The following is a 23,300-nucleotide window of genomic DNA, read 5'->3' as shown; positions in this document are numbered from 1 at the left end:
AATGGGCGGTCTTATAATTGGTCTGGATCTCAATGATGATTATGTCCAGATCAGCTGTTATGATAAAGAGAAGTCCTGGACGATCCCTGCGGTGATCTGCCGCAGGAAGGAGGAGGAAATCTGGCTGACAGGGGAAGAAGCATATGCTGCCACCCTTTTGGGAGAGGGGGTTATCACGGATAAGCTCCTTAAGATGGTAATGAAGGATGGAACCTCCACCATTGGCGGTATCTGTTACAGCGGAAGTACCCTCTTAAAGCTGTTTATCAAAAAGGTGCTGGATTATCCAAAAAAAGAATTTGGCACCAGTGAGATTGAGCAGCTGGTCGTCACTCTTCAGAGCATTGATGCCAAGCTCATGGACTGCCTGATGTACTGCGCAGATTATCTGGAGATACCCAGGGAGCGCGTTCATGTGATCAGCCACACGGAGAGCTTTATTTACTATGTGCTGAGCCAGAAAAAGGAGCTTTGGACGAACCAGGTGGGACTCTTTGAACTGGCCTCGGACAGGCTCTGCTACTACGAGATGAAGGTGCAGCGGGGCATGCGCCGCAACATGGTCCAGGCAGAGGCCCAGAACCAGGAGGAGGCCTTTAATCTGGACATCCTGGATTCCCCGTCGGGAAGCCGGCTGGCGGACAAGATCCTTTGCTCCTGCGGGGAAAAGCTGCTGAGCCGCAAGCTGTTTTCCACGGTATTTCTCACGGGAAAGGGCTTTGAGCGCCAGGACTGGGCAGGAGGCTTTATGAAGCTTGCCTGCAGCCGCAGAAAGGTTTTTGTGGAGACCTATCTCTTCTCAAAGGGAGCTGCCTTTAAGGGCCAGGATTACCTGCAGGAGGGCACCTCCTACCCCTACATATTTATCTGCGAGGGAAGGCTGAAGGCAGAGGTCTCCCTAAAGATCCTGCGGAAGGGGAAGGAGCAGCAGCTGGTGATCGCCTCCTACGGGGATAACTGGTATGAGTCCAGAAGCTCCTTAGAGCTGATCGTAGATGGGCAGAGTGAGATCGAATTTATCATAAGCCCCTTAGATTCCAGGAAAAAGAAGCTGGTGCGTGTGCCCCTTACAGGCTTTCCGGAGCGCCCGCCCAGGACCACCAGGGTGGAAATGAATGTGGGCTTTACAGATGAAACCACGATGATGACCGTGATAAGGGACAAGGGCTTTGGAGAGCTTTTTCCTGCGTCCGGTGCAGTGGTAAGGCAAGAGGTTAAACTATGAGTTTATTGTTGTGCAGGCAGGAGCCGGTGAGTCATCCTTTTTATATTGAGGTGCTGGGCATCCACATTTTTTCCTCCCAGGAGCTGTGCTATGTGATCTACAACAATCCGCTGCTGGTGATGGAGGATTTTGTGGACGAGACTCTGACTGGCTTTATACGAAGCGAGCTGGATATGGACTTTGTAGCGGGCCGGATGGAGCGCCTCCTGGAGACAGGGACCAGGCCGGAGGAGATCCTGCTTTTGTTCCTCTCAGAATGTGATTATTACACAGAAAAGGAAATACAGAAATATAAGACAGAGGTTTCCTCCTATCGGAGCCTTCACCCGGCAGAGTATGGCAAGGCCAGGGCAGATTATCTCTTTCGCAAACAGCAGTACGGAAGAGCGGCTGCCCGGTATGAGCGGGTGCTGGAGCTGCCTGCGGACAAAAAGATGGATGAAGCCTTCCGTGAAAAGGTATACAACAATCTGGGGTCTGCCTACGCCCAGATGTTCCAGTTCCGCAAGGCCCTCACTGCCTATGAAAAGGCCTATGAGCTGGGAGAACGTGAGGAGGTATTAAAGCGCATCTTCTTCCTGAATCGGTTCGCCCCTGAGCTGGAGATAAAAAAGTCCCTGAGAAGCCGTTTCAGTGAGGAAAAGCGGAAAAAATGGGAGCAGGAAGCTGCCCAGGCTGCCCTTGACGCAGAGCAGGCCGAGGAGGTCCGGGCCCTGCGGGCACTGTTTAAGAAGGATCCCATCAAGCGGATGAACGGCGCTGCCGTGATGGTGGGCAAATGGAAGCAGGAATACAGGAAAATGGTATGAAGACTGCGTCCTGGACAGTTACAAAATAGGATAAAAAGCAGATTTACAGAGGGAATGATACATCATGGCATTTGACATTGCAAAGGAACATTTGGAAAGATATGGATTCGGAGACAGGGTACAGGAGTTTGAAGTATCCAGCGCCACCGTGGAGCTGGCTGCCCAGGCAGTGGGCTGTGAGCCTGCCCATATTGCAAAGACCTTGTCCTTTATGGTAGAGGGCGGCCCGGTACTTATTGTGGCAGCCGGAGATGCAAAGGTGGACAACCACAAATACAAGGAATATTTTCACACAAAAGCAAAAATGCTGTCACCGGAGGAGGTAGCAGAACTGGTGGGACATGCAGTGGGAGGTGTGTGCCCCTTCGGCGTCAAGGAAGGCGCCAAAGTATATTTGGATGAATCCCTGAAGCGTTTTGACATCGTCTATCCGGCCTGCGGGAGCAGCAATAGCGCAGTGAAGCTGTCCATCCCAGATCTGGAGAAATGCTCCGGGTATGAGGCGTGGATCGATGTCTGTAAAGGGTGGGAGTAGGAAAGGGACAGGAACAACCTGGGAAAGGCTTTTTAGAAGGGGCCTTTCTTCTTTTTTAAGAGGAGAACGAAAAACTACGTACCAGCACGATAAAATCTGCGCTCTTTATTATGAGAGAAACTCTGATATTGATTGCATGAGGAAGTAAAATCAGTAGAGAAAGGAAAGTACAATATGCCAAGGGAAAATACGATCGTATCATTTGAAGCATATCTGAGGAGCCAGGAAAAAAGCAGCAACACGATTGAAAAATATGTCCGTGATATCCGGCTGTTTTTAAGTTACGTGGAATTAGATGAATGGGGCAGGGAGGAAGTACTCCGGTTTAAGGAATATCTTCGGGAGCATTATAAGGTAAGCAGTGCCAATTCCATGCTGGCTTCTTTAAACTGCTTCCTGAAATACGAAGGGCGTATGGACTGCTGTGTCCAGACCTTCCGCCAGCAGCGGCAGATCTTCCGTGATGAAAAGAAGGAACTGAGCCGGAGTGAATACAAAAGGCTGGTCATGGAAGCAGAGCGGAGGGGAAACCACAGGCTGAGCTGCATTTTACAGACCATAGGGAGTACAGGGATACGGATCGGGGAGCTTGCGTATATCACAGTTGAGGCTTTGAGGGATCATTTGGTCCATATCCATTTTAAGGGGAAGGAGAGAGTGATCCTGCTGCCGCGGGAGCTGGTGAAGCTGCTGAAGGCGTATTGCCAGAGAATGCATATAAAAAGGGGCAGCATCTTCGTCACCCGGAGCGGGCAGCCTGTTGACAGGAGAAATGTATGGGCAGAGATGAAAAAGCTTTGTATATTTTCAGGAGTAAAGGAGAGCAAGGTATTTCCGCACAATTTAAGGCATTTGTTTGCAAGATGCTACTATGAAAAAGAAAAAGATCTGGTGCGTCTGGCGGATTTTCTGGGGCATAGCAGTGTGGAAACAACAAGAAGATACACCATGATAAGCAGTATGGAGGCATGTTTAAAACAGTTGGAGCTGGGATTGCTGCTGAATGAAAGCTGGAGGTCAGAGAGCCGGAAAGCGGGAATGTGACATAATATGGATTATGTAATATCCAATCGCCCTTCTATGATTTAATACCTCCCTACTACACCGCACATGGCAGTTTTGCCAAAGTTTTTTGGAATAAATTAAAAAAATCATTTCTCACTTTCTATTACGGAGGACAAGTTGGAAATGCCAAACAGCGCAACAACAATCAAGATTGATATAGAATTAAGGATGTGCTAAACTGTATTCGTATCAGATTATCGTATCAGACAGATAGAAGTGATTTGTATGTGTATCAACACTCAAAAGAGAAACAAAGCTTTTCTCCATGCAAAGCCAGTAGATTGCGACGGTTGCATGGAGTAAAAATAGTCGCAAAATAAAAATGCTGGCTTTGCAACTTGACTATCACATCAAGGAGGAAGCCCGCATGAAATATCTGAATGCACAAGTGATTCTTCCGGACGCATTGGTAAAAGAGTTGCAAACTTATGTTCAAGGCGGATATATCTACGTCCCTGTCGAGCAGGAACAGCAAAAACGTTGGGGAGAAGTTTCCGGCTACCGGCAGGAATTAGCGCAGCGCAATCAACAGATAAAAGAGGAATATCAAAGTGGTATTTCTATGGAGTGTCTGTCTGAAAAATATTGCTTATCTTTATATGCTGTTCGGAAAATCATATATCAAAAGTAACCGTAAGGGGCTGCCAAGAGCAGCCTCTTATTTTATACCAATCATTTCGGTATCGTACAGTGTATAGAATGTCTATCTGAATGTCTGTAAACTAAAAGTGAAGCATACAAAGATTTTATGAAAGGCGGCTGCTATGTGTACCAGATTTGTTTATCGTGGAAGCGACATAATAACAGGCTTTAATTTTGACATTGACCTTTCTGTATGGACGCATAAAGTAATGAAACAAAAAGAGCGTTTCTATATCGGAATTTTGCGGCCAGACGGAGTCTATCATTCTTATCATGGAGTGAATCAAAACGGAAATGCAGGAACGCTGCTATATGTGCATGGCAATTCTGCCGGAGCGTATCAAGACAGTGGTAACTGTATGACGATTGCCGATTTAACAGAGCAGTTTATCAAGGCGCAGATTTCCTTTGATGAGGTTCTTCAAATTGTTAGGTCTAAGAAAATCGTTTATGCGTCGGACGCTACCATGCAGGCAATGCTGTCTGATGTTCATGGACGCACATTGGTAATTGAACCGGGAATTGGTTACAGGGAAGAACAGAGTAAGTATTCCTTGATAACGAATTATTCTTTGATGAGGCCGGAAAGTACGAGAGATTTTATTGTGCCGGGTGATGATAGGTATGAACGGGCTTTGCAGTTATTAGATAGCTGTAAAAACGAGTTTTCAGTTTCCGGCGCATTTACATTACTTCACGCTGTCCGGCAAGAGGGCGCGTGGGCGACCAGAGTTTCATTTGTTTATTCTGTAAATGAACGAACAGTGTATTATGCAGAGAATAATCACTTTGAGCATATCAAAAAATTTACTTTTCCATTTGCATAACATGAAAGGAGCAGTCATGCCACAGAAAATTTATCCCCGTTCAAAGGACAAAGAAACAGTCTATTTAAAAAGTGTCATCAGCAATCCCAATATCATAATCGGCGATTATACAATGTATAACGATTTTGTCAGAGAACCAAAGGATTTTGAGAAAAATAATGTTTTATATCAGTACCCAATCAACCAGGATAAGCTGATAATCGGTAAGTTTTGTTCGATTGCCTGCGGAGCAAAATTTATATTCAATAGTGCAAATCACAGTTTATCTTCGCTTTCTACCTATCCATTCCCCATATTTTCTGAAGAATGGAATTTAGATATGAAGGATATTACAAAAGCCTGGGATAACAAAGGCGATATTGTGATCGGGAATGATGTTTGGATTGGTTATGAAGCAGTTGTGTTAGCAGGTGTTACGATTGGGGACGGCGCTGTTATCGGAACCCGCGCCGTTGTTACAAAAGATGTTCCCCCATATACAATCGTCGGCGGTGTTCCGGCAAAGCTTATAAGAAAGCGTTTTACCCAAGAAACGATTGATTTTCTGCTTAAAATAAAATGGTGGAATTGGTCTGAAGAACGTATTCGACAACATATAACCGAGATACAGTCAGGAAATATCGAATACTTGCGTTAAATTGCCGCACGACGGCAAAAGAAAAAAGCCGTCGTACAGTATCATTACTCATGCGCGAAAGTATTTTATGGACGGCTTTGAAATTCAGAGCCGCCTATTTTATTATGTTGACAAAAATGTCTATGGCGGTATCAAGGAGGTATCGCCATGTTTTTATTAGCTAACAGACAGTTATTAAAAAAATCCTATTTCATACAGCGGAGTATTCCGCCCATGAGTATGAGCTGTCTACACCTTTAGTATGCCATAATAGCTCATATTACTTAAACGCTCATGCGGTCTTATTCTGCATGGGCGTTTGTTGTAATAGCTTCCTACTGGAAAGAAAGGGGGTGATGAGAAAATGAGGTATTCTGAACAATTTATGGAGCATATCGAGTATGCTTTCAACACCTATTGCAAAGTCGTTCTCCGCAATGCAGCACGCAACGCATATCGCGATTTGAGGAGAAAACAGAAGCATGAAATATCACTTGACTATGCTTTTTTTAGACTTTATAGAGATGGACAGAATTTGTCCGAATATTGATTAGTGCGTCTAATATGATAGCGTAAAGAAATAAGCAAAAAAGAAGTGCATTACTTGTGATGGCAATACACTTCTTTTTGCTTTACCTATTTGTCAGACGTTAAGATGGTTTGTTTTTAAAACTTCCTTATCAGCGTTCATCAAAGGACAATGACCTCTTTTTCATTGATGTCCAGATTGGCCGCCATGATATCTTTCTTCCGGACTTTTGCCTGGATACTCCTGGCATGGTCTTTGTCTCCGTGTCTGCAGGCGAAGAAGAATGCGGCGTTGATGTCTATGCTCCAGCTGAATGCCCTGAGCCAGCAGGTAGGAGAAGATTCTTCTCTTTACCAGGATATTTCAACGGTTTCTCCTGCAGAGGGGATTTTTAGGCTTTTATATATTTTTGGAGTCGGCTGTTTGGTTTGTCGGGGATAGTCATTTTTAGTTTGCCGGACAGGATCAGCGGCATGAGATGTTTTTTTGTAAAAAATGTGAGATTCCTATATCCCAAATAGGAACAAATTTCTTTTTTACTGCGAGCTACCTTGCAATAGTTAAGAATATGAGCTTTCCGTCATACTCGTATTCAATTGGTGTGAGATAGAGTGGCGGATACATTTTATTTTCTTATCTTTATATACTCAGCTACTTCCTTTGCGGTAGCAGCTCTGACGGCAGGCTGCTCATTGAAAATCTTTGCAGGCAAGATCGCTTACAAGCGGCAGGAATCCACAGCTGAATTTCGAGCTTTGTAGGCTTCTTTGGCATGAGGGATTTCTCCTTTGGTTTTTTCTTTATTCTACAGCATGGAAAGAGCAGTGTCCACCAAGGAGAGCTGAACTGTTACCTTATTTGTGTTAAACAGATTTTCTTTTGTTACAAATCATTGCACATCCTGCCCCAATATGATACAATTCGGGTAACTATTCGGAAAGAATACTACACGGCTGCCTGTATACACAATGGATGACTTATAAAAGAAAAAGCAGGCAGGACAGGAGAAGAAACACATGGATAAGGATACAAACAAGACATCTGCAAACCCAATCACCCTTAAGCTTCGCCAGACACAGGAGCTTTATGTCATATTTTCAGCCTGCACCAGAGCACCTTATGTGCTCTGCGATCCGGAGACCTTTGATGACGAGGTATTTGTATTTTTTGATCTGGAAAAGGCAAAGAAGGAGGCTGCCCGCCTTTTGGCAGAGAAGACGCCAGTTACAGTGGCAAAGCTGGAGAACCGCCAGCTGCTGCTGTTCTACACCAGCCTCTACACGATGGGCGTTAACGCCATGTCCGTGGATACAGAGGGAGGAACATGCCTGGTGCAGCTGTCCGATTTTGTGAAACGGGCAGGCACGGATGAACAGCCGGACGGAAAGGTATGGGTAGAGAATCCCGCTCTTCATCTGACTGCTCTGTACTATATGCAGGAGTTTCGGAAAAAGCCGGGACAGGAGGCAGATCCGAAGCTGAAGGAGCTTCAGGAGGAGATCGCAAGCAACTTTACAAAGGGCAGCTATGTGGTGGCAGTGCAGAAGGAGGGCAACGGCATTCCTCTGGTAAAGCTGAACAAGGAAGAGCTGTTCCAGCCGATCTTCACTGACATTTTGGAATTTCAGAAATTCAACCGGGAAAATAATCTTCGCCCCCTGGTGATTAAGGCGGACAAGATCCCCCAGGCTCTTCCGAAGGAGGCAAAGGGGATCGTGTTAAATCCTATGGGTGTGAATATGCCTTTGACAATAACAAGAACTAAATAGGTGTAGAAAAGAGAACGGGAGTCTGCACAGGCTCCCGTTTTTAGTGAGAGGCTTTCCAGGAGTGATCATTCCTTTTCAGATAATGAAAGGTATCTTTTCCAATCGCCAGTTCAAACAACAGTAGTAGGAAATTAAAGATTAAAATTGATAATAGGGAGAGGTCATGTTATCATATATTTGCTGACAGCTATTCAGTGAGGGAGGAAAAGGATGACAGAAACAGGAATCAGGCCCATTGTGATCGAAGAGATCTGCGCGCTGGCAGAGAACTACAACGTAAAAAAGGTTATCCTTTTTGGTTCCAGGGCACGGGGGGATTTTCGTAAAAAGAGTGATATTGATCTGGCGGTGGAGGGCGGAGATTTTGCGCGGTTTGCGCTGGATATAGACGAGGAAACATCAACATTACTGGAGTATGATATTGTTGATTTGGCAAGAGATGTGCAGCAGGAGCTGGCAGATTCGATCAGAAAGGAGGGGATTGTGATCTATGAGAAAGTATGAGAATTTTTGTGCTGCTCTGTCAAATATGAAGGAAATCTACAATTACAAAGAACCGTATGATACGGTTATACTGACAGGCTTGGTAGGCTTATATGAATTATGCTTTGAACAAGCGTGGAAAATGATGAAGAATATGTTGGAAAATCATGGATATGAGGAAGGAGCAACAGGCTCGCCGAAGATCATTTTAAAGACGGCATATAAGGCAGGAATGATAAAAGATGAAGACCTGTGGCTTCGGGCACTGCAGGAGAGAAATAATGTGGCGTATTCCTACAATGAAAATATTGCCCTTGGTATTGTAGCGCAGGCAAAGGAACATTTTTACGATATGTTCTGCGAACTAAAAAAAGAAGCGGAAGATCACTGGCTATAAAGGCCGGTGGATAATAAAAATAGAGAGTTTGTGATATTATGAAAAAAATAGTAATCGGCATCCTGGCCCATGTAGACGCCGGGAAGACCACCTTGTCGGAGGGCATCCTGTACCTCACCGGAAGCATCCGGAAGCTGGGGCGGGTGGATAACCGGGATGCATTTTTAGATACTTACGAGCTGGAGCGGGCCAGGGGGATTACCATATTTTCAAAGCAGGCGGTGTTTGAGCTGGGGGAGTATTCGGTGACCCTGTTGGATACGCCGGGACATGTGGATTTTTCGGCGGAGATGGAGCGTACCCTGCAGGTGCTGGATTACGGGATCCTGGTGATCAATGGGGCGGACGGCGTGCAGGGACATACGGAGACCCTGTGGAGGCTGTTAAAGCGCTGCCATATACCTGCCTTTATTTTTATCAACAAAATGGACCAGTTGGGGACAGACCGCCGGGTGCTGTTGGAGGATCTGAAGAAGCGTCTGGATGAGAGCTGCATTGATTTTGGGACAAGTGAGGATGAACTGTGGGAAAACCTTGCTATGTGCGATGAGCAGGTGATGGAACACTATCTGGAGACAGGAAGAGTGGAGACGCAGGAAATAAGGCGGCTGACGGCAGAGCGGAAGGTATTCCCCTGTTACTTTGGATCGGCTCTTAAGCTGGAGGGCGTGGAGGAGTTTTTGGAGGGGCTTCGGATGTATATGGAGGCGCCCGGAAAGGAAAGCATCACAGCCCCCTTTGGTGCAAAGGTCTACAAGATCTCCCGCGATGACCAGGGGAACCGTCTGACCCACATGAAGATCACAAGCGGGCTTCTCAGGGTAAAGGATACGTTGCCGGGAGACCAGGGGGAGAAGGTCAACCAGATACGGATCTACTCCGGGGCAAAGTATGAGACAGTGGGGGAGGCGGACTGCGGTACGGTGTGTGCGGTGACGGGGCCGGTGTCCACTTATCCGGGACAGGGACTGGGGACAGAGAAGGAGTCTGAGCGGCCCGTGCTGGAGCCGGTGCTGACCTATCAGGTCATGCTGCCTGAGGGCTGCGATCTGCAGAAGGTGCTGAAAGATCTGAGGCAGCTGGAGGAGGAAGAGCCCCAGCTTCACATTGAATGGAAGGAAGAGCTGGGAGAGATACAGGCCCAGGTCATGGGAGCGGTCCAGATTGAGATTTTAAAGAGCCTGATAAAGGAACGCTTTGGCCTGGAGGTAGAGTTTGGCACAGGAAATATTGTGTATAAGGAAACGATACTGAACGCAGTGGAGGGAGTAGGGCATTTTGAGCCCTTGCGCCACTATGCGGAGGTGCATCTTTTGATGGAACCGGGAGAGCCGGGGAGCGGTCTGCAGTTTGAAACCAGCTGCAGTGAGGATGCCCTTGACAGAAACTGGCAGCGCCTGGTCCTGACCCATTTGGAGGAAAAGCGCCACAGAGGTGTGCTCACAGGTTCAGAAATCACAGATATGAGGATCACCCTGGTGGCAGGGCGGGCACATATGAAACACACCGAGGGCGGAGATTTCCGGCAGGCCACTTACAGGGCACTGCGCCAGGGGCTTATGGAGGCAGAATGCCGCCTGCTGGAGCCTTACTATGATTTCCGTCTTGAGATTCCGTCAGAGGCTGTGGGAAGGGCTATGGCGGATATTGAGAGAATGCAGGGAACCTTTGATGCGCCGGAAGTGTCCGGAGAGATGAGTATCCTCACAGGAAAGGCACCTGTGGTGAATATGCGGGATTATCAGATGGAGGTAGCTGCCTACACCAGGGGCCGGGGCCGCCTGGCTGTGACCTTAAAAGGCTATGAGCCATGTCACAATGAGGAGGAAATGGTGGAGGCCATGGGCTATGACCCGGAGGCAGACACCGCCAATCCCACAGGTTCTGTGTTCTGCTCCCATGGCGCAGGTTATCTGGTGCCCTGGGATCGGGTGAAGGAGTACATGCATGTGGAGACACCGGCGGCTGTGCGGGCAAAGACCGGGGAGTGCGGAGCGAATGAGGAGCTGGAGGAGGCAGGCACCCTTCCGGAAGGAGAGCATCAGGGCCCGGACCAGAAAAACCGGTCCCGCGGGATGTCGGGAGCAGCTTCCGGCAGCTCCTGGACCGATGATAAGGAGCTGGAGGCCATTTTTATCCGCACTTTCGGAGAGCAGAAACGCCGTAATCCAAACCAGGATGGCCCGCGCCAGGTGTCCTGCCAGCCTCAGCCTTCAAAAGACCGGAGGGATATAAAGAAGGATAAGTCCCCCAGCCAGAATGATGACGGCGAAGAGTACCTTCTGGTGGACGGCTACAATATCATTTTTGCCTGGGAGGAGCTTCGGGAGCTGTCAAAGATTACTATTGACGGAGCACGCCAGAAATTAATGGACATCCTCTGCAACTATCAGGGCTATAAGAAATGCACCCTGATCGTAGTATTTGATGCCTACAAGGTCACAGGCAGCACCGGCCAGGCCCTGGATTATCACAACATCCATGTGGTCTACACAAAGGAGGCAGAAACAGCAGACCAGTACATCGAAAAGCTGGCCCATAAGATCGGCCGGAAATACCATGTGACAGTTGCCACCTCTGACGGCCTGGAGCAGCTGATCATCTACGGACAGGGCTGTCTGCTCATGTCTGCCAGGGATCTCAAGGAGGATATTGAACGCATTAACAGCCAGATCCGGGAGGAACGCCAGAAACTGGGGAAGCCTGGAAAAAATTACCTTCTTCAACACGCAGATGAGGAGCTGGCAGGCTATCTGGATGATGTGAGATTAGGAAAATATAAATAATAGCGCATATATTTCATAAAAAATAAGCATTTTTCATATATTATTCTTCTGTGTATACTAAATGTGTCTGGGATCAAGCCGTTCCAGGCACATTTTCATATCAGGAGAAAGAAACATGCAGACCAATGAACTATTACAAGGAAATATCAAAAAGCAGCGGATGGCCTTGTCTGCCCCTATGCTTGCAGGCAATATCCTGCAGCAGTGCTACAATGCCGCTGATTCCCTGATCGTAGGCCGTTTCCTGGGAACAGAGGCCTTTGGGGCGGTGGGGATTGCAGGAAGCATTATGAATCTGTTTGTATTTGTACTGGGAGGCTTTTCCATCGGAGTATCTGTGATCTTTGCCCAGATGTATGGAGGAGGGAACAGGGAGGGCTTTCGGAGAGAGGTATTTACGGCAGTCACAGCAGGAGGACTTTTGACGCTGCTTTTGACGCTTTCATCCCTCTTTTTCCTGCCGTCTGTTCTTCGAGGGATCCACACGCCGGAGGAGCTGGAAAATTATGTGAGAGATTATCTGCATATCATCCTTTCAGGTTTACTTATTACCTATTATAACAATCTGTTTTCCAATCTGCTCCAGGCTACAGGAGATACTAAAACACCTCTGTGCTTCCTGTTTCTGTCTACCTGTATCAATCTGATCCTTGATTACATGTTCATCGCCGTGTTTTCCTTAGGAATACGGGGCGCTGCCGGGGCCACCGTCATTGCTCAGGCCATATCCATGGCGGGCTGCGGGCTTTACATAAAAATGCAGCATGGGGAACTGTTATGGAGACGGGCAGATGTGGGGATCCATAGAGGGCTTCTAAAACGTACCTTTGGGCTGGGGTTGGTGTCAGCACTCCAGGCCTCCAGCCTCTACATCGGCAAGATCCTGGTCCAGAGCACAGTAAATACACTGGGAACACCGGGAATTGCCGCCTACACGGCGACAATGAGGCTGGAAGGCCTGGCCAATTCCTTTGGAGACAGCGGCTGCCAGGGAGTCTCTATCTTTGTATCACAGAACTACGGCAATGGAAATGAAAGGCGGGTGAGGCAGGGCGTCCGACAGGGGCTTTTCCTCCACGTGGCATTAGGATTTGTGATATCCTGTCTGATGTACCTGGCTGCAGAGCCGGGCATCCGGTTATTTTTAGGAAATGGGAGTTCTCCGGCGCTGGAATATGGGCGGGATTACATCAGGGTGATCTCTCTGTTTTATCTTTTATGCTTTATAGGGAGCAATTTTGTGGGATATTTTAAAGGAGTGGGAAGGGTGGTGATCCCATTCATAGGAACGACCTGCAACATTACTGTGCGGGTGATCGCATCCCACAGCCTGGTGCCACGGTGGGGAGTGGCAGGAGTGGCCTGGGCTACGGCGCTGGGATGGTTTGCCGTGGTGGGCTTCCTCACAACCATGTATGTGACAGTGGTCAGAGGCAAAGGGAGAACAGCCTCATAAGGGCAGGGGATCACAGAAAGGATACCACTCCGCTGATCCTTGTCACCTCCTGGTCCAGCAGACGGAGAAATGCCTCCGCCACAGGAGTCTTGGCGCTATGTGGGACAAGATAATAGACGATATGGTCCTGAGGACCATCGGAAAGCGGGAGTATTTTCAGGGAGCAGCCTTGGATGCGCTGGGCTACGGTCAAAGGGGCTGCCGCCCACCTTTCTCCTGTGAGGAAATATTCCAGAAGAGACATCTGATCCAGGGTAACGCTGGGGAAGACGGTGGGATGGAACCATTTGTCATGCCAGGCATCGTATTCCGGGTTCCAGGGAAGGCGGATCTCATCCTCGGCCTGTAGCTGTGATGGATGGACCGGTCCGTCCAGAGGAAGCCCGGCCCCGCCGATGATCACAAAGGGCTCCTTAAAAGCAGGGATCGTGGCAACATTCCGTGAATATATATCATCAGAGATCAGCGCCAGGTCCACCAGCCCTTTTTCCACATATTCATAGGCTTCCAGGGAGTGGTAATTGTGGAACACAAGGCTGCATCCGGTGACCTCCTTCAGGGTTCTCAGCACATTGGGAAGAAGGTAGGTGCTGACGCTCCCGATGGAGGAGATGCGGAATAAGGGCCTGTCAGAGAGCCTGGAAATGGCGGCAGCCTCCCGGTAGAGTCCGCTCATCTTTTCTGCCACAGAGATAAAGGCCTGTCCCTCCTTTGTCAGCTCAACGCCCCGCACGCCCTTCCCCCTCACAAAAAGTCCATAGCCCAGCTCTTCCTCAATGGCATGGATCCTGCGGCTTAGAGCCGGCTGGGAGATGAAGAGCTTTTCCGAGGCAGCAGATATGGTTCCGTATTTTATGACAGCTAAAAATGCCTCGATTTCTGAAAGTGTCATAATGCCTCCATTTATACAAAAATGATCGTTAAACGTATTGTACAGCGTACCGGGCTGGAGTTCAACAAGGAAGAAAAGATTTCTTGACAAAAATAAGCATTGCAGGTTATAATAAAATCCATAAAATTGGATAGTTAGCAAACCCGTAGAAATGCGGGGACGCAAAGTTAGGAGCCTTAAGTGTGACATGAGTTTGTAATGTTCCGCAAGGTCGTTCGACTGCAATCAGAGTTATTCTTGATTGCAGTCTTTTTTTGTTTTGGAGAGGGTGTCCAGTCTTCTCTGAAGCAAAAGCCGGGAGATTTTCAGAAAATCAAAAGAAAGGATATTGTGATATGAAAAAGTTCCGCACTGTGTTTTTTAAGGGATATCAGAAGGAAGAGGTTGACGAATATATTGAGCTTCTGGTAAGCGAATTGGAGAGCCTGAGAGAGAAAGAAGATGGTGTTCTTGAGAAGGAACGTCAGGCTGTAAAAGAGTTAAAGCTCAAAATGGAGGAGGCGCAGAGCGAAAAAGAGGCTTTGGAACAGCAGGTAAATGCCTTACTGTTAGAGGAGGAAAAGCTTCGGAAAGAGCACAGTAAGCAGCTGACAGAACTGGAACAGCGAATGGAGCAGCAGATTGAAAAACAGGGAATTGATTATGATGCTGCAATGCGTGTGATATCCATTGCAGAGCAGGAGGCAAAGAAGGTATCACTTGATGCCAGGGCGGGAGCTGAAAAGGTACTTTCAGATGCTAAAAGCGAGGCGGAAAAGATCGCGGAAATTGCCAAGACGGAGGCACAACAGATGAAGTTTGATGCCCAAAAGGAGGCAGACCTTCTTCTTTCCGAAGCGGACAGAGAAATAAAGGAAAAACGGACAGAAAATGAAAGGCTATATATGGCGGCCAAATATAAGCTGGTGGAATATCTGAATTCGATCAACCGTTCTCAGGGAAAGCTGATCGAGACATACAATGAATTAGGGGAACTGATAAAGAAAATGCCTCTTCGCATTGATGATGTTTTTTCTGATGAGCCCCTAGATCTTTTGTCCGATGATATAGAAAAGAAATAAGATGGGAAGAAAAAAGAAGACGGTCTTCTTGGTGGCAGCTTTGTGCAGCATTGCAGGAATAATGGCTTGGCTTTCTTTGTGCCGCGTCAGACTATGGGGTGAAGAAGATCGGAGAATCTCTCTTTTTATTGAATATGAGGATGATGTCTGTTATTTGGATGATAATGATCATCTTACTGAGTACCGGAGTGGAGAGTGGAAGCAGTATATAGTTGATCTGAACAGCCAGTTCTATGAAATCGAAAGTATTTTCATAGAATATGGTTATTCCTGTATTCATTCTGTTCTGTTTTTGGATGCAGAGCGAAATATCATAAAGTCAGAGGAGATTGAAAAGGGAGCATATACCTTGGAAATACCCAAAGAAGCAACCCTGGTATTTTTACCCATAAGAGTGGAGGAAGAAAAGAGCGTAACGCTGTGGGGAATTTTATCACCTCAGGGAATGGCCGGACGTGTGGAAAAGAAGATACTTAAAACGCCGTTTTACGGAAAGAAATTGTCGGTTCTTGGAGACAGCATCAGTGCAATTCCAGTATACCAGCCTACGGGATATGAGATGTACCCGGATCCGGAAGTAAAAAGTACGGATCTGTGGTGGTATCAGCTGGCAAAGAGATTGGGGATGAGTGTCTGCAAGGTGAATGCTTATGGGGGTTCCGGAGTTACGGACCTGACGGTGACGGCCAGTAATATGGCTGCCAGTATGGGTAGGGGAAAGGAACTGCACATGGCAGGAGAGGACCCGGACATCATTCTGGTGCTGATAGGCGGGAACGATATTTTTTCAAATGTGCCAAAGGATAAAATAGGTGAGAGTTACAGAAAGATGCTGGATGACATAACAGAAACTTATACAAAAGCGGAGATATACCTTTGCACATATTTTATCTGCAATATCAATTTGGCGGATCCGGAGGGCTGGCTGAATCTGGAGATCAGAAGGATTGCAGAAGAATATCATACCAATCTAATTGATTTGGAGCTCTGTGGTATTACTTTAGAGAACCAGTTCCAATACCTGACGGATGGCACACATCCAAACAAGAAAGGATTTGATCTGCTGTCTGCCTGGGCAGTGGAGGAGTTGTTAAAAAAATAAATGTGAAAGGAAAGCGGCTTAAGAGGCCGGAGGGCTTCAGGATGGGAACAGAAAAAAATAAAAAAGTGAGTGGATCGTCCACGCATCTGGTCTGGGAAGTCGCCAGGAGGAGATGGTCAAAGACTTTGCCGGACAATGCTGCAGAAGAATGGCTGGAACAATTTGAATTGACTGGGATGACAGAAGAAAAGGCAGTTGTTGTGTACCGGGGCAGCAAGGATCCGGAAGAATTTCTCAGTAAATATTCAGATGGCCTGAGAGAATGTCTGTCATGGGCAGCAGGGCGAAAGCTGGAGTTGCAGGTCGAAAGAACGCCAGAGAGAAAAACTCCAGAAATAAGAGTGAGGAAAAAAAAGAAGGAGATAAGGAAGGAGAAAAGGAAGGGCTCATCCGGTAGAGGACAGCGGTGGCTGCGCCAACTCCTTTTTGTCCTCCTGCCATGCTTTGTGGCAGTAGTGGTCTTTATAGGGATAAATGTGCTGAAGAACCGCTCCTTTAAGGAAACCTTCTATCAGGTAGGAAACGGGAAGGTAGACGGAAATTTGAGGGTGATCCATATTTCTGATCTCCACAATACGGTGTTTGGCAAAGATAATCAGGAGCTGATCAGGCGGATTGGACGCTTGTCTCCGGATATACTGATACTGTCCGGGGACATTATCGATGAGAACGATGCGTCTATGAGCGTGACTCTTGATCTATGCAGGCAGCTGGTCGATATTGCGCCCGTTTATTACATATATGGGAATAACGAAGCAACAAAAATTTATGGGATAGAGCTGAGGCTGGATCTGATCGATGAGTATCTGGGCTGCACGGAAGAGAACAGGGATTTTTCTGGATTTCTCGAAAAGGAGGATGAGCTGAAGACCATGCTGGAGGCAATGGGGGTCCATGTTCTTCTTAACAGCTATGATACGCTGGAGGTGAACGGACTGCCAGTAGATGTCTATGGTGTTTTGACATCAAATCCATATGCATTTTGGCCCTATGCAGGCGATTCCTACCGGGAATTTATTGATGAAAATACCGATCATCTAAAGTTAATGGTGAGCCATGAGCCATATATCTATGAAACATACGGAGAAGGTCATTGGGGGGATTTGGTCTTATGCGGGCATACTCATGGAGGGCTTGTGCGGCTTCCCTATCTAGGTGCTGTGTACGAACGTAAAAATGGCTGGTTTCCAGAACGCAAAAGAGGCGAATATTATGTTTCCGGGAAATACGACGTAGGAGGGTATCCCCTGATTGTAAACAATGGTCTGTCAAACAGGGGAGCAGTCAGAATCAACAATCAACCGGAGCTGGTTATCATTGACATGAACCGCTATTGACCGTAAGGAGGAGGTGAGCGCATGGCTTTTATAGTATTGACAGTCTTCATGGCATTCATAGGTGTGATTGCTCTCAGCGCCATTGTCAGGCTCTGTATACAGTCAAAATATATTTCCTGGAATGCGATTAAAAGAGAGATTTTTGCAAAATCAGCAGTCAGATGGTGGACTTTCCCTGTTACCCTTGTCTTTCTTGGGATTTTTCTCTTTTTTTATCAGATAGCGTTCAATTCCACGGCCACTGTAATGATTACACTGAATTATTCAGAGGCTTATAAGGGACAAAATACAAATGCTACCAGATATAATATGTCAGAAATCATCTGTGATGAGGTTGTGGAGCGTGCAATCAAAGAGGGAGCCCTGGAGAAGGTGGAGGCAAGGGATTTAAGAAAATGTCTGTCCGTGACCCCGGTGCAGGAGGGAAATCCATACGATAAAGATGAATACCACATTTCCACAGAGTTTTTGGTTACATTTGAGGCAGATAAGAAAACAAGGCATCTGAATGCGGAGAATGTGGTAGTCCTGATCGCCAACGCATATAAAAAGTTTTACATCGAAAAGTATGCATACAATTTCGGTGTGCTTGATATTCAGATCGACTATCAGAATGGTTTTCAGGAGATGGATTATCTGGACATTGTCCAGTATCTGGATATGCAGGTCCAGAAAATTGAAAATTATATGTTTGTCCTGGCAAATGAGTCTCCGAGCTTTATCTCAGCTGATGGGAGCACCTTTTATTCTCTTGCACAGAAGTGTACGCAGCTAAAGGATATTCAGATCGATGAAAATCTAAAATCCTACCTTTTGACCAACGGAGTATCCAAAAATGCGGATAAATATATTGGCCGCCTGGAATACGATAATACACTGACTGATTATGAAACGAGAAAGGCCAAAGCCTCTTTCCAGATCAGAAATGAGGCAGTATCCATGTACGCGGAGGAGATGACAAGAGTTGTGCTTGTTCCGACCTGGGATACCGATGGCGAGTACTATATGGGGCGTACAAAAGTCGGAATTGATACACTGTCCGTGGAGGCAGAGGATTACAGCAAAAAGTCAGCAGATTATCTGAAGGAAATAGAGACAAACAAGGCAGTGATTAATGCTTTAGAAGGAACAAAGTCAAACAGGCAGGATGCCACAGCGGACCGTCTGGTCGAAGAGATCAGCATAACGATCACGGAGCTGGCAAAGAATGCAAAGTCCGTTGGACAGGAGTATTCCGAGACGCAGATGAATAAATGTATGTCGGAAAGCCTGGTGGAACACTCCTTTTTCAGAACAGTAGGCACTTGTATTATTTTCGGTGTATTGTTCTTCCTGTCATTGAATTTATCTGCCATATCCAGCAGTGTATCAAAAAATACAAAGCATAAAACAGAAACAAATAGAAAGGAAGCCTCTTTATCATGAAAAGATTTGAGTTGTCACGGTACATAAAAAAATGGCTTCCTCTCATTATCCTTGTGTGTGCTGGCCTGACGGCTGCGATCTACCTCTTTCTCTCAAAGTCCCAGGCATATATTGCCTCTGCTGTTATAGAGTATAAAAGTGTTGGGGCAGATGAAGGGAAAACACCTTTGGGTACGGAGCTTGATGTCAACGCCATAAAATCCTCTGCGATCGTGTCAAAGGCAATTGGAAATCTGAAGCTGGATTCGCGGTCTTACTCCGTGGATAAGCTGATTTCCAGTATTAAGATTACAGAAGTGATTGATGAAGATGAGGAGGCCAGAAAGGAAGCAGTTCTGGAGGACGGAGAGGAATATGTCTATAAGCCGACAAAGTATATTGTATCCTTTGAGGCTGATCATAATGAAAATGAGGATTTTGCTAGAAGAGTGCTTGATGAGATCTTGGATCTGTATTTTTCAGATTTCAGTGAAAAGTATGTCAACATCGGCTCTACCACAAACTCTCTCAGCTCTCTTTATGAAGGAAATTATGATTATATTGAGATGATGGAGATCATTGATGGAAATATTACGGAAAATCTGAAAACATTGACCTCCCAGGCAAATGGTGAAACAGGCTTCCGCTCTTCGGCTACGGGAATGTCCTTCGCCGATCTGGTAAATGAATTAAATTATATCCGCTCGGTCAAGGTTTCCGGAATTTTCTCCGAGATCTTTAAATATCAAATCACAAAGGACAAAAACCTTTTGATTTCCAAATATACGGAACGGATCAAGCAGTATGGAATTTCCAACCAGGCAGAAGAAGAAAAAATTGCAGATGTTCTGGAGCTTATCGAGGCATATGTACAGAAAATGCGGGAATCCGATAATACCAACATTACATATGAGTATATTCTCGATGAAGTATATCAAAAGGATCTGATTGACAGCTACGGAGATGTGATCGGTCAGGGAGACCAGACTGTGACCTACGATAAGTTGATCTTCAGCTGGCGGGATCACAACGAAAAAAAGGAATATGCGATCATTGACTCCGCTTACTGCAACTATATTATTGATGTGTTCAGCAGCTGTACGGGGGCTTGTCCGGAGGCAAAGGGAATATCCGTGAATGCACATGAGAAGGAAGGGCAGGCTGACGAGGAAAATGCTGGAGAGGAAAACAGCGAGGCAGTGGAGACAGCCTGCATGCGCTCAGACCTGACCTGTACAGAGCTTAATATGCCGGAGTACGGCACCATTGTGACGGAGACAGAGGACAGCATACGGAGTTTGATCAGTGAATTGGAGCAGGTCTTTGAAATTGTTGATGCGACCAATGAGGAGTACAACGAATATCTTGGAGCGTATAATATTTCCACATTGTCAACAGTGGCTGTAAAAGAAAAGATCAATGTAAAGCTCTATACCAGTATTGCAGCTCTTTTCCTGATGGTTGTCTGCTGCTGCAGCGCGATTCTTATAGGACGTATGAATGATATTGTACAATATGTGTTCTATACAGACCATATGACAGGATTGAACAACAGGGTTGCATTTGATAATTACTTGAAGAACCATGACAAAAAGCTTTTGGATGAGGGAGTCGTGTGCGCAGCTATTGTGATCACCAATCAACCGGAGATCAACAGGGGCTTTGGGCGGGAAGCCGGGGACAGCTTGATCCGGTTCTTTGCAGATAACCTTAAGGAGTTGTTTAATAAGACGGGTGCATATCTTGTCTATAATGGAAATGCCCAATTTGTGGTGGTTGCAGGCCAAACAGATATTGGCATTGTAGAGCAGATACTGAAGCATTTCCAGCTTGTACTGGATAAGAGGGAAATCCTCCAAGCAGTGGAGATTAAATATGATATCGGAATTTCTGGCACGCACCGTGATCAGGTACACCGGATCCGTACATTGCTTTCCAAGGCAGTGGGTTCCCAAGTGAAATATGTATCCCCTGCTCTTAAAGAAGGGGAGTCTGTTTAAGGAAAAGGTAGAGAAATTCCGTGAGGAGGGAGAGAGAAATATGTTTGAAGAAAAGCTTGGCAGCAAGATCGCAGCCATATATTTTATCTCTCTCTCTGCGCTGATGCACTATTTTTATTCCCAGGTTATTCCCCTTTTTACGACCCCTGTTCAGCAGGTGTTCGTGGTCCTGGCCATAGCCACAGCCTTTGTCAGCTTTTTAATAGAACCCGATATGGCCAGGGCTGCTGTGGCTGTAAAGGCGGCGCTGATTCTCAGTGCTCCTATGTTTGTCATGATCATGGCATCCCTGCTTTTGTGGAGCGTGGAGATGACCGGGATTGAATATATCATTCAAGGCCTGTGGCATTATGGAATTTATGTGAATCAGCTTTTGGCAGCCCTCTATGCTGCTGCTTTTCTCTATATGTTTGGAGAGAAGGGGATCTGGTATCATTTGGCAGGCCTGCTGCTTGTGAATCTCTTCCTGATCGGAAAAGTCATTTTCGAATATGGCCCGCAGACCTATTTTTCAGAATTTGCAACACTGCTTACTTCCTTTGCAGGGGAGACCGGGGATGTGATGGCTGAGGCCGAGATCCATGAGTTGGTATACTGCGTTGGTACCTATGCGTTTTTTATGCTGCTCACTTTTCGAAAAAATGTGTGGTTCCTGGCAGGTCTTGTTTTGTCAATGTTCTGTTTCCTGTCCGCGCTTAAGAGGATTGGCGTACTGGCTATGGTGGTGGGACTGCTGGCTGGATGGATGCTGCAGCTGGCTTCAAGGCATATAAGTCCAAAGACGGTATCGAAAGTGATCACATCGGTGCTCCTCATGGTGGCGGTGGTGCTGCTTTTCTATATTTTCGCAGTAAAAATGGGGTTTTTTGATCTTCTGGAGGATTACGGAATCGACACAATGGGGCGTGCACTGACCTATAAAAAGGTGTCGCAGTTCTATGAATTCCTTCCAAACTATATTGGACAGGGAATGGGGTTTCTTGCCTACCAGCTGACAGTGAACCTGAACGTATATTCCGGCTCTGTCCATAATGATTTTCTCCAATTTTATATTGACCTTGGTTTTTTTGGCTATATTTTCTGGATCCTGACGCTTACAGTCCTGCGGACAAAATATTTCGGACGCGGGGGAAAGATCACTAATGAGATCATTACCTTTGCTGTTATCCTGTTCATGCTTGTAATTTCCTCTACGGATAACACCTTGAACCATCAGATGTTCTACATTGCAACGGATATGGTAATTATGGGGTATGGATTTCATGAGAGAGTACAGGAGGAAAGGCAGAGAGGTATTGTATGAGGCCTAAGATCAGTGTGATTGTACCTGTATATAATGTGGAGATGTATTTGAAGAGATGTGTGGAGTCCCTCCTTCAACAGACTCTTTATAATATCCAGATCATTCTGGTGGATGACGGATCAACGGATGGGAGCGGACGGCTGTGCGATGAGTACAAAAAAATGGACAGCCGCGTTCTGGTGATCCATAAAGAGAACCAGGGAGCAGGCCTTGCAAGAAATTCCGGTATGGAGGCGGCAGAGGGAGAGTATATTGGCTTTGTGGATGCAGATGATTATGTGGATGAGACTATGTATGAAGCGCTTTATCAGGGAGTCATAGCTTATGACGCCGATATTGCCATGACCGGGGCAAGGTTCATAGGAGGTAGTCTCTTTGAAGCTGGAGGAAAAGAAGAAAAGAGATATTGCTTTGATAAGTATCATTTGTTTGAAACGGGGGCAGAGAGAAAGGAGCTGTTGTTGGGAACCGTAGGCGCCCTGCCCCAGGAGCCGGAAGATACAAAATATGGTTTTTGTGTTTGGAAAAATATTTACCGCCGGGATCTGATTTTTGAAAACGGGCTTGCATTTGAGTCAGAGCGGGAATTTATTTCAGAGGATATGCTGTTTCTGATCGATTTTTTCCGCTATGCAGGCCGGGCCGTGGGAGTGCCGGGAGCACATTACTATTATTTGCGCAACAGCTCCTCCTTTTCCAAAAGCTATCGGGAAGAACGGTTTGAACAATCGAAAAAGATGCTGGGGGAGATATGCCGCAAGCTTTCTCTGACCATGGCAAGGGAAGATTTTTTGCTGTATGTGGACAGATATTTCCAGTCCAGTGTGAGGATAGCCGTGACTCAGGAAATACAATATGCTTTTGCGGGTGGGATGACTGCTGGAAAGCTAAAAGAGAGGCTTTGCCAGATCTGTCATGATGAGGAGGTAGTGAAGGTTTTAAAACGCTATCCCTACTGGAGGCTTCCGCTTAAACAGGCAATATTTGCGTTTTCTGTGCGCTTTAGGCTCACAGGCCTCCAGCGGCTGCTGGTGCATATTAGAAAGAATGTGTAAGGAGGAA

The 23,300-nt window shown here is 46.5% G+C and carries 21 protein-coding genes and 1 riboswitch; of the genes, 19 read left to right on the top strand and 2 right to left on the bottom strand.

Annotation, left to right across the window (positions count from 1 at the left end; genetic code table 11):
* Position 1: 1 nt before the first annotated feature.
* The 7 genes from LIZ87_RS11890 (at position 2) to LIZ87_RS11860 (ending at position 5,740) form a co-directional block, all read left to right on the top strand.
* Complete coding sequence (locus tag LIZ87_RS11890; RefSeq protein WP_227147243.1) at positions 2-1,225, top strand: DUF5716 family protein; 1,224 nt, start codon at positions 2-4, stop codon at positions 1,223-1,225.
* Positions 1,222-2,034: a tetratricopeptide repeat protein gene (locus LIZ87_RS11885; protein ID WP_227147242.1), complete on the top strand. Its 813-nt coding sequence runs from the start codon at positions 1,222-1,224 to the stop codon at positions 2,032-2,034. Before LIZ87_RS11890 ends, LIZ87_RS11885 begins: the two co-directional genes overlap by 4 nt.
* A 64-nt stretch (positions 2,035-2,098) precedes the next feature.
* On the top strand, positions 2,099-2,569 hold the full coding sequence (locus LIZ87_RS11880; RefSeq protein ID WP_178316225.1) for a YbaK/EbsC family protein: 471 nt from the start codon (positions 2,099-2,101) through the stop codon (positions 2,567-2,569).
* 174 nt (positions 2,570-2,743) lie between these two features.
* Positions 2,744-3,613, top strand: a complete 870-nt coding sequence (locus LIZ87_RS11875) for a tyrosine-type recombinase/integrase (protein WP_227147240.1) — start codon at positions 2,744-2,746, stop codon at positions 3,611-3,613.
* A 388-nt stretch (positions 3,614-4,001) separates the two neighbouring features.
* Positions 4,002-4,265: a CD3324 family protein gene (locus LIZ87_RS11870; RefSeq protein ID WP_227147238.1), complete on the top strand. Its 264-nt coding sequence runs from the start codon at positions 4,002-4,004 to the stop codon at positions 4,263-4,265.
* Between the two features lie 133 nt (positions 4,266-4,398).
* Positions 4,399-5,103, top strand: a complete 705-nt coding sequence (locus tag LIZ87_RS11865; protein WP_227147236.1) for a conjugal transfer protein — start codon at positions 4,399-4,401, stop codon at positions 5,101-5,103.
* Between the two features lie 16 nt (positions 5,104-5,119).
* Positions 5,120-5,740, top strand: coding sequence for a CatB-related O-acetyltransferase (locus tag LIZ87_RS11860; RefSeq protein WP_227147233.1), 621 nt, complete (start codon positions 5,120-5,122; stop codon positions 5,738-5,740).
* A gap of 899 nt (positions 5,741-6,639) precedes the next feature.
* Here the strand turns inward: LIZ87_RS11860 and LIZ87_RS22875 are convergent.
* Positions 6,640-6,816 carry a Fic family protein gene (locus LIZ87_RS22875; protein WP_334301005.1) on the bottom strand — a complete coding sequence of 59 codons (177 nt, stop codon included), beginning with the start codon at positions 6,814-6,816 and terminating at the stop codon, positions 6,640-6,642.
* 448 nt (positions 6,817-7,264) lie between these two features.
* Here LIZ87_RS22875 and LIZ87_RS11850 point away from each other — a divergent pair, with 448 nt between their 5' ends.
* The 5 genes from LIZ87_RS11850 (at position 7,265) to LIZ87_RS11830 (ending at position 13,139) form a co-directional block, all read left to right on the top strand.
* A complete protein-coding gene (locus LIZ87_RS11850) occupies positions 7,265-8,017 on the top strand; it encodes an SseB family protein (protein ID WP_227147230.1) in 753 nt (250 codons plus the stop codon).
* Between the two features lie 210 nt (positions 8,018-8,227).
* Entirely contained in the window at positions 8,228-8,521 is a 294-nt protein-coding gene (locus tag LIZ87_RS11845; protein WP_227147227.1) for a nucleotidyltransferase family protein, read from the top strand.
* Positions 8,508-8,897 carry an HI0074 family nucleotidyltransferase substrate-binding subunit gene (locus LIZ87_RS11840; RefSeq protein WP_178316560.1) on the top strand — a complete coding sequence of 130 codons (390 nt, stop codon included), beginning with the start codon at positions 8,508-8,510 and terminating at the stop codon, positions 8,895-8,897. Before LIZ87_RS11845 ends, LIZ87_RS11840 begins: the two co-directional genes overlap by 14 nt.
* 38 nt (positions 8,898-8,935) lie before the next feature.
* Complete coding sequence (locus LIZ87_RS11835; protein WP_178316561.1) at positions 8,936-11,683, top strand: translation factor GTPase family protein; 2,748 nt, start codon at positions 8,936-8,938, stop codon at positions 11,681-11,683.
* A gap of 115 nt (positions 11,684-11,798) precedes the next feature.
* Positions 11,799-13,139 (top strand): MATE family efflux transporter, encoded by a 1,341-nt coding sequence (locus LIZ87_RS11830; protein WP_227147224.1) that lies wholly within the window; start codon positions 11,799-11,801, stop codon positions 13,137-13,139.
* Between the two features lie 10 nt (positions 13,140-13,149).
* Here LIZ87_RS11830 and LIZ87_RS11825 read toward each other — a convergent pair whose 3' ends face one another.
* Complete coding sequence (locus LIZ87_RS11825) at positions 13,150-14,031, bottom strand: LysR family transcriptional regulator (RefSeq protein ID WP_227147221.1); 882 nt, start codon at positions 14,029-14,031, stop codon at positions 13,150-13,152.
* A 126-nt stretch (positions 14,032-14,157) separates the two neighbouring features.
* A riboswitch (cyclic di-GMP riboswitch) is annotated at positions 14,158-14,258 on the top strand.
* Between the two features lie 108 nt (positions 14,259-14,366).
* Here LIZ87_RS11825 and LIZ87_RS11820 point away from each other — a divergent pair.
* The 7 genes from LIZ87_RS11820 (at position 14,367) to LIZ87_RS11790 (ending at position 23,293) form a co-directional block, all read left to right on the top strand.
* The gene (locus LIZ87_RS11820) at positions 14,367-15,092 is read left to right on the top strand and encodes a DivIVA domain-containing protein (RefSeq protein WP_178313165.1); all 726 of its coding nucleotides are present in this window, start codon (positions 14,367-14,369) and stop codon (positions 15,090-15,092) included.
* Positions 15,093-15,246: 154 nt separating this feature from the next.
* The gene (locus tag LIZ87_RS11815) at positions 15,247-16,194 is read left to right on the top strand and encodes an SGNH/GDSL hydrolase family protein (RefSeq protein WP_227147218.1); all 948 of its coding nucleotides are present in this window, start codon (positions 15,247-15,249) and stop codon (positions 16,192-16,194) included.
* Between the two features lie 41 nt (positions 16,195-16,235).
* Positions 16,236-17,531 (top strand): metallophosphoesterase, encoded by a 1,296-nt coding sequence (locus tag LIZ87_RS11810; protein ID WP_178313167.1) that lies wholly within the window; start codon positions 16,236-16,238, stop codon positions 17,529-17,531.
* A 21-nt stretch (positions 17,532-17,552) separates the two neighbouring features.
* A complete protein-coding gene (locus LIZ87_RS11805) occupies positions 17,553-18,956 on the top strand; it encodes a hypothetical protein (protein ID WP_227147215.1) in 1,404 nt (467 codons plus the stop codon).
* A complete protein-coding gene (locus LIZ87_RS11800) occupies positions 18,953-20,935 on the top strand; it encodes a GGDEF domain-containing protein (protein WP_227147212.1) in 1,983 nt (660 codons plus the stop codon). The genes LIZ87_RS11805 and LIZ87_RS11800 overlap by 4 nt, the downstream gene beginning before the upstream one ends.
* A 40-nt stretch (positions 20,936-20,975) precedes the next feature.
* The gene (locus tag LIZ87_RS11795; RefSeq protein ID WP_178315485.1) at positions 20,976-22,238 is read left to right on the top strand and encodes an O-antigen ligase family protein; all 1,263 of its coding nucleotides are present in this window, start codon (positions 20,976-20,978) and stop codon (positions 22,236-22,238) included.
* Positions 22,235-23,293 (top strand): glycosyltransferase, encoded by a 1,059-nt coding sequence (locus LIZ87_RS11790; protein WP_227147209.1) that lies wholly within the window; start codon positions 22,235-22,237, stop codon positions 23,291-23,293. The genes LIZ87_RS11795 and LIZ87_RS11790 overlap by 4 nt, the downstream gene beginning before the upstream one ends.
* The last annotated feature ends 7 nt before the right edge of the window (positions 23,294-23,300 follow it).

The sequence above is a fragment of the Lacrimispora sp. 210928-DFI.3.58 genome (assembly GCF_020554865.1).
Taxonomy (GTDB): Bacteria; Bacillota; Clostridia; order Lachnospirales; family Lachnospiraceae; genus Enterocloster.
This window is presented reverse-complemented; position numbering and strand designations above follow the sequence as displayed.